This is a genomic window from Epibacterium sp. Ofav1-8 (assembly GCF_022348185.1).
GTDB lineage: Bacteria > Pseudomonadota > Alphaproteobacteria > Rhodobacterales > Rhodobacteraceae > Epibacterium.
Window position 1 is genome coordinate 385,556 of sequence record NZ_JAKRFD010000001.1, and the last position, 12,066, is coordinate 397,621.

The following is a 12,066-nucleotide window of genomic DNA, read 5'->3' on the forward strand; positions in this document are numbered from 1 at the left end:
TCAGCAGGAGGCGGCAATGTCGGGCACGGTGCTCAGGTCGGTCAGGATATGTGTGGGACGCCAGGGCAGCCGATCGACCGGCTCTTTGCCCCGGTTGACCCAGACCGTGGTAAAGCCATAGCCGGTTGCACAACCGGCGTCCCAGCCGTTGGAGGACACAAACAGCACGTCGGATGGGGCATCGCCAAAATGCGCGCCCACCAGATCATAGACGGCAGCAGCGGGTTTGAAGACGCCGACGCTTTCGACCGACAGCACCGCATCGAGGCATTCGGAAATCCCGGCCGAGTCCACCGCCCCCGTCAGCATGTCGGGCGAGCCGTTCGACAGGATTGCGGTGTTGTAGCCTGCCGCCTTCAGCGCCTGCAGCATCGCCGGAACCTCCGGATAGGCGGCGAGCTGCCAATAGAGGTCGAGCAACCGTTGCCGCAACGCCGGCTGGTCGGCCAGGCCGGCAGCCTCCAACGCCCAGTCGAGGCCGTCCTGTGTGATCTGCCAGAAATCTGCATGGGCGCCGACGACCGCACGCAACCAGGTGTATTGCAGCTGCTTCAGCCGCCAGTCCTGCGCCAGTGTCGCCCAGCTGTCGGCAAGCTGCGGAAACGCTGGGTCTGCGGCGGCCTGCCGGGCGGCAGCCGTGACATCGAACAACGTGCCATAGGCGTCGAAGATGCAGGTCTTGAGTGTCATCTCTTGGGTCTCCCTGTCGCGGCAAAGGTGCCACAAGCGGGGCCGGTCTCAATGGGCTAAATTGTGTTGGTACGGGTTTACTCTGCCGACATGGCCGTTAGGGTGGCGCTTTATCATTGGGCGTTGGGCCTGAAATACACCAGAGAACCCGAAAGGGGGTCATTATGACCGCGGTAAAAAATGGCGACACGGTTCGCATCCACTACACCGGAAAACTGACGGACGGCACCGTGTTTGACAGTTCCGAAGGGCGCGATCCGCTAGAGTTCACCGTCGGCGCCGGCCACGTGATCAAGGGCATGGACGAAGGCATGCTGGAGATGGCCGAAGGCGACACCAAGACGCTGGAGATTGCCTGCGAAGATGCCTACGGTCCGATCAACCCGTCGGCGCGCCAGGCGGTGCCGCGCGAGGGGATCCCGGACGATATTCCGCTGGAAATCGGCACCATGCTCCAGATGCAGACCCCCGAAGGCCAGGTGCTGCCGGTGACAGTGGTCGAGGTGGACGAGGCGAATGTGACCCTGGACGCCAACCATCGTCTGGCGGGCCAGGACCTGGTCTTTGACGTGGAGCTGGTGGCGATCGCCTGAGGCCAGGCATCACTGCCACTGCTTTGAAAGCCGGGCAGGCGGTGCTCCCGCCCGCTCGGGACGCGGCAAGCGCATCCTTCCCGGTTGGGCCCGGCGCCGCGCCTGCGGCGCGGCGGGGACAGGCCGCAGCCCGCCCACGTGATCGCCGCCAAAACCTGTGTGGCGGTCGCTTCTTCCCCCCTCCGTCTGCGCGCGTCCCTTGTACGCCTCGTTAGCCTCGCGTCACGAGCGCATTCCGCCCCGGGCGATCACCCGCAACTTACTTCAATTGCGCCGCGCATTTCTGAAGCGCGGTGATCGGGATTCACGTCCTGTTCATTTCTCTCGGCGACCTTCCCCACAGACCCGCTGCCGCGCTGGCGTGATGCCGCGTTTTGTTCCCGGCCCGATCGAACGGCCGGTTGGCCTGCGGGTGGGTTTTTATCTAACGGGAGTTCTCTCACATGCGGAATCTGCTTCTTGGCGCAATGTTCACCATTGGCGGCACCATGGCGCATGCCACCGAATATCTGAATGTTTTCACCTGGGACGGCTATGTCCTGCCGGCCGAGGTCGCGGCGGTGAACGACATCCTCAAGTCCGAAGGCTATGATGTCGAGGTGCGCGTCATGGACACGCTGGCCGAGGGGCCGGAGCAGATGTTCGACGTGATCCGTTCCGGTGATGTGGACGTGTCCTTCCTGACGCTGAACTACATCCAGATGGAGGGCTTTCCCTTCTCCAACCTGTTGCAGCCCATCGATCTGTCCTCGCCACGGCTGAGCAACGCTGCGGCGCTGCTGCCGGAGCTGAGCGCAATCCCGATGGGCATGTCGGATGCGGGTCCGCTCTACCTGCCGTTCGGTGGCGGGTCCTACGGGATCTGGGCCAATGACGATGTGGTGTCGGAGCACCCCGCCTCTGTCGCCGATCTTCTGAAGCCGGAATGGAAGGGCCGCCTCTCGCTGACCGAGGGTCAGGTGCAGCCCAACGTGGCGCTGGCGCTGATGGCGATGGGCGAGGCGCCGTTTGCGGTGCAGGATGCCTCCGGAGATCGCAAGAAGATGGCGGAGATGCAGAAGGCCGATGGCGCGCTCCAGCAGACCATGAACACGCTCTACGATCAGGTCGGTTTCTTCTGGAGCGCCGGTCCGGAATTCCGCGACGATCTGGCGTTTGTGGCCTCTTACGGGCCGGGTGCAGCGGCGCATGTGGCCGAAGGTGGCAACTGGAGCATCGTGAACTTCGAGGAAGGCAACACCGTCTGGCTCGACACCATCAACTTCTCCAAGAAGCTTGAGGGTGAGAAGCTGGAAGCGGCAGAGATCTTTGCCAACTATTTCATCGGCAAGGACGTGCAGGAGCGCATCGTGAATGGTCTTGGCATGGTGGCGGCGACGACGCAGGTCGATGCCAACCCAATGCTGGACGAGAATCCGGAGTTCTTTGCCGAAGAGCTGTTCTGGCCGCCCTATACCAAGGTTGCCAACAACGTGATGAACATGCTGTCCAAACGCGCCTCGGGCGGCGACAGCTGATCAGGTCCATTGGATCGTGACGGAGAAGGGGGCGCCAGGGCGTCCCCTTTTTTTGTTTGCCGGGGCAGATTGTGGCCCGGTGTCTGAGGGTGCCAGCTTGGGCGGGGTAGGCGCTGCGCGTTACAGCAGTGACGCGATGCTGCGGGCCGAGCGCTGGAGGAAGACCCGCAATCCTTCGATGTCGCTGCCGGCCCGGACGCGCAGCCCAAGGGAATGCAGAGTTGCGGCGGCGAGGTCTGCGGCGGCTGCGCGGGAGGCCTCCGGCGCAGCCGGTGCCAGGTGGTCAAAAAGACAGCGGAACTGGTGATCTGTTTGGGCAATCCGGGCGCGCAACGCAGTGCGGATCTCGGGGTGCATGGGGGCTTCGGCAATGGCGGTCGAAAACACCAGGCAGCCCCGTGCGCCGGAAGCGCCGTCCTCCTGATAGTTCGCCAGCATCGCGGTAAAAACCGCCAGAAGCGCGTCTTCGGGCGCGGCATCGCGCGGCACCTGACGGCGCAGATCGCCCTGCACGCGGCTGACAAAATCATCCATCGCGCGCAGGAACATCTCTTCCTTGTTGCCAAAGGCGGCATAGAGGCTGGGGCGGACAAGGCCGGTTGCCTTGGAGAGATCATCCAGCGAGGTGGCCGCATAGCCCTTCTGCCAGAAGGTCTCCATGATGGTCTGCCGTACCGCGCGTTCATCGAACTTGCGCGGACGGCCTCGACCGCGTGTCTGCCCCGCCTTGCTCATTCGGGGAAATCCGCCCCATGCAGCACATCGCAGAAATGCGGCTGGTGAAAGCCCGGCACATGGCGATGGGCCACATCAGCGCCAAAATTATGCATCGCGGTCATGGGCTTGGCTTTGTAGATCCGGGTGAGCGCGTGTTCCATGGCCTTTTTGAAACCCAGACGGGGGTAGGCGTCAAGCACCTGTTCCATCACCTCCGGCGTGATGTGGTCATGTGGGATAACGCCCACGTCCAGCCCTGCACCGATCTGCACCAGCGCGGCCTCGGGCGATTTCTTCTGCGGGATCGAAAACGTCGTGTGCAGCGCAATCGCGTCCCAGACCCGGTCAATGCGCGATTGCTCTACGTTTTGCGCCGCAAGGAACGTGGCGGCGGCATCGGCGGCGTCCACCTCAAAACGATCCTCTGCCATATAGGTTTCGGTGAGGCCGAGATCATGCAGCATGGAGGCGATGTAGAACAGCTCCGGGTCATACTGCATGCCCGTCGCGCGCGCCGCCAGCGCGCCAAACACATATGAGCGACTGACATGGTTATAAAGGAAGGGATCGCTTGCCATGCGCGCCATCTCTTCGGCGGCGGCGCACAGGGCCGTGTCGGGCGGGGTGACGAGGTCAGTGAGGAGCATCGAAAGTATCCTGTCTTGAAAGGTTCGCCTTTTATTATGCGATTCGGTATAAAATAAAAGAGCCGATACTCAAAACGACCTGCGACAAAAAGAAAAGGCACCCCGAAGGGTGCCTTAACAGTCTGAATTCTAATTGAAATCAGAGGTGTTCTTGCTGCGGCATGCCAAGGATGTGAAAGCCGCCATCGACGCGGATGATCTCACCCGTGGTGTAGGCCCCTGCATCCGAGGCCAGATAGACCGCTGTGCCGCCCACCGCCTCAAGGGTGGCATTGGACCGCAAGGGGGCGTTCTGTTCGGTGTGCTTGTATGTCTTGCGTGCCCCACCGATCGCAGCCCCGGCGAGCGTTTTCATCGGGCCGGGAGAGATCGCATTGACGCGGATGCCATCGGGGCCGAGGTCATTGGCCAGATAGCGCGTGGCACTTTCCAGCGCGGCCTTGGCCACACCCATCACATTGTAGTTCGGCGTCACCCGGTTGGAGCCACCATAGGTCAGCGTCATCATGGTGCCGCCGCCGTTTTCCTGCATCAACGGATAGGCGCGACGCGCCACCTCGATGAAGGAATAGGCGGAGATATCCATGGAGTTCTTGAAGTTCGCGCGGCTGGTGTTGATGAACCGGCCGGTGAGTTCGGTCTTGTCCGAATAGGCAATCGCGTGAACGAGGAAATCAATCGTCGGCCAGCGCGCGCTCAGCTGTTCGAACGCGGTGTCGAGCGAGGCATCATCGGTGACATCCACATCCACCATGAAATCGCTGCCCACAGAGGCCGCGAGCGGCTCCAGACGTTTGCCAAAGGCTTCACCCTGATAGGTAAAGGCCAGCTCGGCCCCTGCCTCATGCATCGCCTTGGCGATCCCCCAAGCGATGGAGCGGTCATTTGCCACCCCCATGATCAGGCCCCGTTTGCCGGCCAATACTCCTGTCACGGTCGTCAATCCTTGTACTTGCTCAGAACCATGGAGCCGTTGGTGCCGCCAAAGCCGAAGCTGTTGGTCATGACACTGTCGAGTCCTGCGTTTTCAACATATTGCGTGGCCACTTCGCCCTCCTCGATGCCCTCGGCGAGGGTGTCGACGTTGATGGACGGCGTGATGAAATCATTGTCCAGCATAAGGAGGCAGAAGATCGCCTCCAGCGCGCCCGCCGCGCCCTGTGCGTGGCCGGTCATGGATTTGGTCGAGGAAATCGGCGGCACATTGCCTGCGCCGAACAGCCGACGGGCGGCCTCAACCTCGCCCACATCGCCCACTGGCGTCGAGGTGCCATGCGCGTTGATGTAGGAAACCTTGCGGCCTTCGGGCAGGGTTTGCAGCGCCAGACGCATCGCGCGCTCGCCGCCCTCGCCAGAGGGGGCCACCATGTCGTGACCGTCGGAGGTCGCGGCAAAACCGGTTACTTCGGCATAGATCTTGGCCCCACGCGCCAGCGCATGTTCAAGATCCTCAAGCACCACAATGCCGCCACCGCCGGAGATCACAAACCCATCGCGGTCCTGATCGAACGCACGGGAGGCTTTTTCCGGCGTGTCGTTAAACTTCGAGGACATCGCGCCCATGGCGTCAAACAGACAGGACAGGGTCCAGTCCAGCTCCTCGCCGCCACCGGCAAACATCACGTCTTGCTTGCCCATCATGATCTGCTCAGCCGCGTTGCCGATGCAATGCAGCGAGGTAGAGCAGGCGGAGGTAATCGAGTAGTTGATGCCCTTGATCTTGAACGCGGTCGCAAGGTTCGCGGAGATCGTGGAGGACATGCATTTCGGCACCGCAAAGGGGCCGATGCGCTTGGTTGCGCCGGTTTTCAACACGGTCTGATGCGCGGTCAGCATCGACGAGGTCGATGGCCCGCCAGAGCCGGCCACGAGGCCGGTGCGCTCGTTGACGACCTGATCGTCCGAGAGGCCCGCATCCGCAATCGCCTGGCTCATGGCGATATGGGCATAGGCGGCACCCGGACCCATGAACCGCAGGGTGCGCTTGTCCACATGCTCGGCCGGATCAATTTTCAGCGTGCCCGCGATCTGGCTGCGAAAGCCGTGTTCGGCCATCTCTTCGCTGGCGACGATGCCGGATTTCCCGGCCTTCAAGGAGGCGATGACCTCCTCGGCATTGTTCCCGATCGAGGAAACGATCCCCAAGCCGGTGACGACGACGCGACGCATGTTGCGTACTCCTGTAACTGGTGTGAAGGGGGCGCACCCCGCATCATGGGCCCGAAGCCCCAAGCTGATCCGGAGGGCGGATCAGGTCTCGGAGAGGGCCACCTTCATATCCTTAACCTGATAAATCACTTCTCCATCCGCCTCCACGATCCCGTCTGCGACGCCCATGGTCAAGCGGCGGGTCTGTACGGCTTTGGTGAAATTGACGCGATAGGTCAGCATTTTGCGATCCGGGCGCACCATGCCGGTCAGTTTGACCTCACCAACGCCAAGCGCATAGCCGCGACCCTGCCAGCCACGCCAGCCGAGGTTGAAGCCGGTGAGCTGCCACAGGCCGTCGAGGCCAAGGCAGCCGGGCATGATCGGGTTGCCGGGGAAGTGGCAATCAAAGAACCACAGGTCCGGGGTGATGTCGAATTCCGCGAGGATATGGCCCTTGCCATGCTCGCCGCCATCGGCGCTGACTTCGGTGATGCGGTCCATCATCAGCATGGGCGGCGCGGGCAGCTGCGCATTGCCGGGTCCGAACAGCTCGCCTCTTGCACATTTAAGCAGGTCTTCCTTGTCAAAGCTGCTGGGATATTGGGTCATGTGCGGGGCAACTCCTGCCTGTGGGGTCTGATATTTGTTCACTGCCCCCATTAGCACCGCGTTTACATATCCTGCAAGGGCAGCGCGTTGCCGCAGGTGCGAGGGTCCGCGCCGCAAATCCGGGACGGTGCCGCGTTCGTGTCGCATGCCCACTTTGCAAATCCGTTTGAAAAAGGGCAGTATTCTATCCTATAAGGCCCCGGTAGCAGTGAACGGTAGGAAGGTGATCATGACACCGACCCATGAAGAGAACGCCAACAAGTGGCTGATGGAGGCGGGCCTGCGCCCGACCCGCCAGCGCGTGACGCTGGCCTCGCTGCTGGTGGGCGACGGTCAGCACCGGCACGTCACCGCCGAAAGCCTGTTTGATGCGGCCAAGGACGATGGCGCTGCGGTGTCTCTGGCCACGGTCTACAACACGCTGCGGGCGTTCTGCGATGCCGGCGTCTTGCAGGAAATCACCGTGGACGGCTCCAAGAGCTACTTCGACACCAATGTGCACGACCATCCGCATTACTACTGGGAAGGCGAGGGGCGCGTGACCGATGCCCCTTCCGAGGAGCTGGTGATCCAGTCCCTGCCGCAGCCGCCCGAGGGGATGGAGATCGCCTCGGTGGATGTGGTCATCCGCCTGCGCAAGAAGTAAGCCTCTCAACTTAAACCAGAATTTGCAGCCAAACCCTTGGCCAGCGCTGACATGGCGCGTTCGGTTGTCGACCTGGGCACAGGGGTGGCGTGGCAGCTCAGCACGACGGATTCCGTGGCCTGCGGATCACGTAGCGGGCGACTGGCGAGCGGCATGCCATCATAGGTGGTGTCGCTGGCGGGCAGGCTGTAGGCTAGTCCGACCCCTTCGCCGCGTGCCGCCATGCTGCGAAGCAGTTCGAGCGACGCCACGCGGTAGGCAACCTGCGGCACCAGATCCGCGGATTTGAACATTTGCATCATATGGGCGCTGGACAGACCGTCGCGCGACAGGATCAGGGGCACCTCTGCCAGCGCGGCCAGATTGGTGTCGGGCTGTTGGGCGAGCCGGTGATCCGGCGGCATCAGCGCCCGGGGCGTGACCTGATAGAGCGGCGTCCGGGTGATGCTCGAATCAAGTCCGAGGTCATAGGTCAATGCCAAGTCGCAGGTGCCGGCCTTCAACGCGGCAATCAGCGCCTCAAACCCACCCTCGAATACATCGAGCTGCACGTGGGGCAGGGTCGCGCGCAGAAGGCCGAGCGCCCGGGGAATCAGGAAGGGCGCCAGGTCGCTGAAACACCCGATGGTGAGAGACAGCGGCGGGTGCGCCGCCGTGCCGGCCTGTTCGAGCCGCGCGGCCTCTGCCAGCAGGGAATCCGCTCGCGCGACGAAATCCCGCCCTGCCGGTGTCAGTTCCAGCGGCGCGCCCTTGCGGCGCAGGAACAGCACCCGCCCCAGATGCGCCTCGATCCGCGACAGTGCCGTCGACAGCGCGGGCTGGCTGACATGCAGGGCCTGGGCGGCGCCCGACAGGCTGCCGTGACGCGCGATGGCGGTGACATATTCGTAGTGCCGAAGTGTAAGGTATAACATCAGTGAAATAGTGCCTTAGGTAACTATGATTTGAATTTATATTCAGGCGCACAGAAGATCCAGCTGACAGCGATCATCAAGGGAGAGCGATCATGGCACATGCGATGCTGAGCGAGGATCAGGTTGAGGCGTTTCAGCGCGATGGTGCGGTCCTGATCAAGGGGCTGTTCAAGGATCAGGTGGATCTGCTGCGCGCGGGCGTGGCCGCGAATATGGCGCAGCCGGGCCCCTATGCGTCCAACAACGAAAAGGCCGGCGAAAGCGGGCGTTTCTTTGACGACTATTGCAACTGGACCCGCATCCCCGAGTTCGCCGCCGCCATCGAGGCCGCGCCGGTGGCGGAGGTCGCGGCCGATCTGATGCGTTCGGACCGTGTGCAGATGTTTCACGACCATGTGCTGGTCAAGGAGCCGGGCACCTCGATGGCGACCCCCTGGCATCAGGATGGTCCCTACTATTTTGTCGAGGGACAGCAGACCGTGAGCTTCTGGTCCCCGCTTGACCCGGTGCGGGAGGCGTCGCTGCGCTGTGTCGCCGGATCGCATCGCTGGGAAAAGGAGGTGCTGCCGACCCGCTGGGTATCCGAACAGGGGTTCTTTCCCGATGAGGGGCAATACATGCCCGTGCCCGATCCGGACGCCGAGGGCATGCGGGTGCTGGAGTGGCAGATGGAGCCGGGGGATGCGGTTGCCTTCAACTATCGCACCCTGCACGGCGCCCGCGGCAACACCTCCGCGCAGCGGCGGCGGGCGTTCTCCCTGCGGCTGGTGGGGGCGGATGCACGCTATGTGGAGCGTCCGGGCCCGACCTCACCGCCCTTTCCGGGGCATGATATGGTTCCGGGGCAGCGCCTGCGCGAAGACTGGTTCCCGGTGCTGTTGCAACGCTAGGAGCAGGGGGGGAGCGCCCCTTGCGTCGGTGCGCAACGTCGCTCAGGTCCGCAGGGATTGGGTGGAGCGGCAATGGTGTTCAGCGGTTTAGAACCACTGTCCCGGCTCCATCAGCCCTAGGTCGAGCAGCTGCCGGGAGTGCCATTCAAACGGTGCGGAATTGTGCCATTTGAAGCTCTTGATGTCGAAGGTGGAGCCCGGGTTGCGCTTCAGCGCCTTGGCGGCCCGAAAGGAGCAGATCGCCGCGGTCAGATTGTGGTGCCACGGGCAGGCATAGGTATTGTATTCCTGCGCATTGAACGTGTGGTCGGGTTGCAGCACCAGCCCCTTGTCAGTGCGGAACAGGGCGATGCGGTCGATCTTGCGGCTGGCCTCGGGGATATGTTCTTCGTGCCGCCAGCGGATACCGCCAAAGAAATCCAGTTGCCGATCACGCGGCTCTCCGGTGGTCGGATCCTTGCGCCCCTGCGCATAATAGCCGGAGCGGTCGAGGCAGGCATCCTCGATCGAAACCGCAGTCGGATGCGCGGTCAGGTCGCCGGCGTAGAGATCGATCACATAGGTCAGCATCGCGGCGCGCCGCTCTTCCATGTGAAAGCTCAGCATCTCGGTCACGGAACGCGTTTCGCAGAACGGGTAGAACAGATATTCGGCGTTGTAGCAGTAATAGAGCCAGCAGCCCGGGGTCGCCGCTGCGATCACCTTGTTCACCGCGTTGGTCACCGCCTCCGGCGGCGTGCAATCATAGGGAACGCGGTGGACAAGTGCCTCCACATCCGGCGGCAGGGCAAAGGCATCGGGCATCAGGGCGACCACCTGCTTGAAGCCACAGTTGAGGTGATGGCGCAGCGTGGTGGCGATTTCCACCTCGTCCTCGATGAAGATCAACGCCACCGGCCCCTTGCGCAGCAGCGGTTTGCCGGTCTGCAGGAAATCCTCCAGGGAGGCATACATCATCGGCGCGATCCTTGTGTTCTGTCCCGGTTCACACCCGGCGCGTTGTCTGGTCTTTGCCGGTAAAATCGGGTAAACGCCTCGCCATTGCAAGCGGTCGGAATTCGCGCTATGCGCAGCCGCTGTTTCCACGCCCGCCCTCCGTCCCTAGAAGGTAGCCCCGCCATGTCCGCGCCCAAGAAGCTCTATATCAAGACCTACGGCTGTCAGATGAACGTCTATGACAGCGAACGCATGTCGGAAGCGCTGGGCGGGCAGGGCTATGTCGAGACCAAGTCGCCAGATGACGCGGATATGATCCTGCTGAACACCTGCCATATTCGCGAAAAGGCCGCCGAGAAGGTCTATTCCGAACTGGGGCGGTTCAAGGGGCTGAAGGCCGAGAAACCTGACCTGAAGATCGGCGTGGCGGGCTGTGTCGCGCAGGCCGAGGGCGAGGAAATCATGCGTCGTCAGCCGCTGGTGGATCTGGTGGTTGGCCCGCAGAGCTATCACCGTCTGCCCGAGATGGAAGCCAAGGCAGGCGCGGGTGAAAAGGTGCTCGACACCGATTTCCCCGAGGAAGACAAGTTCGAGCAGTTGAAACGCCGCCCCAAGGCCAAGCGCGGCCCCACCGCGTTTTTGACCGTGCAAGAGGGCTGCGACAAGTTCTGCGCCTTCTGTGTGGTGCCCTATACGCGCGGGGCCGAAGTGTCTCGCCCTGCCGATCGTATCCTGCGCGAAGCCGAGGATCTGGTTGAGCGCGGCGTGCGCGAAATCACCCTGCTGGGCCAGAACGTCAACGCCTATCACGGCGCGGGCCCCAACGGGGATATGACGCTGGCGCAGTTGATCTGGGAACTCGACAAGGTGGAGGGGCTGGAGCGCATCCGGTTTACCACCTCGCACCCCAATGACATGATGGATGACCTCATTGAGGCCCATGGCACTTGCGCCAAGCTGATGCCCTATCTGCATCTGCCGGTGCAGGCGGGATCGGACAAGATCCTGAAGCGGATGAACCGCAGCCACACCGCCGAGAGCTACGTCCGCCTGATCGAGCGTATCCGCGCCGCGCGCCCCGACATCCTGATTTCCGGCGATTTCATCGTGGGCTTCCCCGAAGAAACCGAAGAGGATTTTCAGGCGACGCTCGACTTGGTGGAAGAAGTAAAATACGGCACCGCCTATTCCTTCAAATACTCCACACGTCCCGGCACGCCAGCGGCAGAACGCGCGCAGGTGGACCCCAAGGAAGCCGACGACCGGTTGCAGCGGCTCCAGGCGCTGCTGACCCGTCAGCAACGCGAGGTGCAGGACAGCATGGTCGGGCGTGAACTCGGCGTGTTGTTCGAAAAGCAGGGCCGCTTTCCGGGGCAGATGGTCGGCAAGTCCGACTACCTCCACGCGGTGCATGTGGCCGATTGCGACGCCGCGGTCGGCGATCTGCGCCGGGTCCGGATTGTGTCCTCGGGCGCCAACTCGCTGGCCGGCGAGCTGATCGACTAAGCGCGCGGCCGGTCTCGGGGTGCCGTGTATGGGGGCGCGGCCCGGCAGTGGCAGCGCCCCTCTGTGTGTCTGGCAGCTGTGCTTGGGACGCGAGGCGGGCCCGCGCGACTCAGGGTCTGCCGGGGTGTCATTCATATTTTCGAATTTATGATCGATTGGCCGCGCGGCGTGGGTAATCGCTGGCCGGGTTTGGGACTGTTTCTCAGAATCGCCCTTTGGGCGGAATTTTTCCCCTTTAAGTCCCGGATAT

Annotated in this window: 13 protein-coding genes; 5 read left to right on the forward strand and 8 right to left on the reverse strand. The window is 62.7% G+C overall.

Going from position 1 to position 12,066, the window contains the following annotated elements; translation table 11 throughout:
- A complete protein-coding gene (locus MHM97_RS01855) occupies positions 1 to 690 on the reverse strand; it encodes a haloacid dehalogenase type II (RefSeq protein WP_239318916.1) in 690 nt (229 codons plus the stop codon).
- Between the two features lie 164 nt (positions 691 to 854).
- Between MHM97_RS01855 and MHM97_RS01860 the strand changes: the two genes are divergently transcribed.
- Together MHM97_RS01860 and MHM97_RS01865 are read left to right on the forward strand one after the other, a co-directional pair.
- Complete coding sequence (locus tag MHM97_RS01860) at positions 855 to 1,283, forward strand: FKBP-type peptidyl-prolyl cis-trans isomerase (protein WP_239318918.1); 429 nt, start codon at positions 855 to 857, stop codon at positions 1,281 to 1,283.
- A 443-nt stretch (positions 1,284 to 1,726) separates the two neighbouring features.
- A complete protein-coding gene (locus MHM97_RS01865) occupies positions 1,727 to 2,800 on the forward strand; it encodes an ABC transporter substrate-binding protein (protein ID WP_239318920.1) in 1,074 nt (357 codons plus the stop codon).
- A 120-nt stretch (positions 2,801 to 2,920) separates the two neighbouring features.
- Here the strand turns inward: MHM97_RS01865 and MHM97_RS01870 are convergent, their stop codons facing one another.
- From MHM97_RS01870 to fabA, 5 genes are all read right to left on the reverse strand, one after another.
- Positions 2,921 to 3,535, reverse strand: a complete 615-nt coding sequence (locus tag MHM97_RS01870; protein WP_239318922.1) for a TetR/AcrR family transcriptional regulator — start codon at positions 3,533 to 3,535, stop codon at positions 2,921 to 2,923.
- On the reverse strand, positions 3,532 to 4,164 hold the full coding sequence (locus MHM97_RS01875) for an HD domain-containing protein (protein WP_239318924.1): 633 nt from the start codon (positions 4,162 to 4,164) through the stop codon (positions 3,532 to 3,534). Before MHM97_RS01875 ends, MHM97_RS01870 begins: the two co-directional genes overlap by 4 nt.
- A gap of 139 nt (positions 4,165 to 4,303) precedes the next feature.
- Positions 4,304 to 5,098: an enoyl-ACP reductase FabI gene (locus MHM97_RS01880; RefSeq protein ID WP_005676343.1), complete on the reverse strand. Its 795-nt coding sequence runs from the start codon at positions 5,096 to 5,098 to the stop codon at positions 4,304 to 4,306.
- A 5-nt stretch (positions 5,099 to 5,103) separates the two neighbouring features.
- Complete coding sequence (gene fabB, locus MHM97_RS01885) at positions 5,104 to 6,333, reverse strand: beta-ketoacyl-ACP synthase I (protein WP_239318926.1); 1,230 nt, start codon at positions 6,331 to 6,333, stop codon at positions 5,104 to 5,106.
- Between the two features lie 81 nt (positions 6,334 to 6,414).
- Positions 6,415 to 6,924 (reverse strand): bifunctional 3-hydroxydecanoyl-ACP dehydratase/trans-2-decenoyl-ACP isomerase, encoded by a 510-nt coding sequence (gene fabA / locus MHM97_RS01890; protein WP_239318928.1) that lies wholly within the window; start codon positions 6,922 to 6,924, stop codon positions 6,415 to 6,417.
- A gap of 229 nt (positions 6,925 to 7,153) precedes the next feature.
- Here fabA and irrA point away from each other — a divergent pair, with 229 nt between their 5' ends.
- Positions 7,154 to 7,570, forward strand: a complete 417-nt coding sequence (gene irrA, locus MHM97_RS01895; RefSeq protein ID WP_239318929.1) for an iron response transcriptional regulator IrrA — start codon at positions 7,154 to 7,156, stop codon at positions 7,568 to 7,570.
- A 5-nt stretch (positions 7,571 to 7,575) separates the two neighbouring features.
- Here the strand turns inward: irrA and MHM97_RS01900 are convergent, their stop codons facing one another.
- Positions 7,576 to 8,484, reverse strand: coding sequence for a LysR family transcriptional regulator (locus tag MHM97_RS01900; protein WP_239318930.1), 909 nt, complete (start codon positions 8,482 to 8,484; stop codon positions 7,576 to 7,578).
- Positions 8,485 to 8,576: 92 nt separating this feature from the next.
- On the opposite strand from MHM97_RS01900, the gene MHM97_RS01905 reads away from it, so the two are divergent.
- Positions 8,577 to 9,374 (forward strand): phytanoyl-CoA dioxygenase family protein, encoded by a 798-nt coding sequence (locus MHM97_RS01905; protein ID WP_239318931.1) that lies wholly within the window; start codon positions 8,577 to 8,579, stop codon positions 9,372 to 9,374.
- An 87-nt stretch (positions 9,375 to 9,461) separates the two neighbouring features.
- Here the strand turns inward: MHM97_RS01905 and MHM97_RS01910 are convergent, their stop codons facing one another.
- A complete protein-coding gene (locus tag MHM97_RS01910; protein WP_239318932.1) occupies positions 9,462 to 10,331 on the reverse strand; it encodes a hypothetical protein in 870 nt (289 codons plus the stop codon).
- Between the two features lie 162 nt (positions 10,332 to 10,493).
- On the opposite strand from MHM97_RS01910, the gene miaB reads away from it, so the two are divergent.
- Entirely contained in the window at positions 10,494 to 11,816 is a 1,323-nt protein-coding gene (miaB, locus tag MHM97_RS01915) for a tRNA (N6-isopentenyl adenosine(37)-C2)-methylthiotransferase MiaB (RefSeq protein WP_239318933.1), read from the forward strand.
- The last annotated feature ends 250 nt before the right edge of the window (positions 11,817 to 12,066 follow it).

Coding starts and splice junctions, on each gene's coding strand:
- MHM97_RS01860 (WP_239318918.1), top strand. CDS start 855: ATGACCGCGGTAAAAAATGGCGACACGGTTCGCATCCACTACACCGGA.
- MHM97_RS01905 (WP_239318931.1), top strand. CDS start 8,577: ATGGCACATGCGATGCTGAGCGAGGATCAGGTTGAGGCGTTTCAGCGC.
- miaB (WP_239318933.1), top strand. CDS start 10,494: ATGTCCGCGCCCAAGAAGCTCTATATCAAGACCTACGGCTGTCAGATG.
- MHM97_RS01855 (WP_239318916.1), bottom strand. CDS start 690: ATGACACTCAAGACCTGCATCTTCGACGCCTATGGCACGTTGTTCGAT.
- MHM97_RS01865 (WP_239318920.1), top strand. CDS start 1,727: ATGCGGAATCTGCTTCTTGGCGCAATGTTCACCATTGGCGGCACCATG.
- fabA (WP_239318928.1), bottom strand. CDS start 6,924: ATGACCCAATATCCCAGCAGCTTTGACAAGGAAGACCTGCTTAAATGT.
- MHM97_RS01910 (WP_239318932.1), bottom strand. CDS start 10,331: ATGATGTATGCCTCCCTGGAGGATTTCCTGCAGACCGGCAAACCGCTG.
- MHM97_RS01900 (WP_239318930.1), bottom strand. CDS start 8,484: ATGTTATACCTTACACTTCGGCACTACGAATATGTCACCGCCATCGCG.
- MHM97_RS01875 (WP_239318924.1), bottom strand. CDS start 4,164: ATGCTCCTCACTGACCTCGTCACCCCGCCCGACACGGCCCTGTGCGCC.
- MHM97_RS01870 (WP_239318922.1), bottom strand. CDS start 3,535: ATGAGCAAGGCGGGGCAGACACGCGGTCGAGGCCGTCCGCGCAAGTTC.
- irrA (WP_239318929.1), top strand. CDS start 7,154: ATGACACCGACCCATGAAGAGAACGCCAACAAGTGGCTGATGGAGGCG.
- fabB (WP_239318926.1), bottom strand. CDS start 6,333: ATGCGTCGCGTCGTCGTCACCGGCTTGGGGATCGTTTCCTCGATCGGG.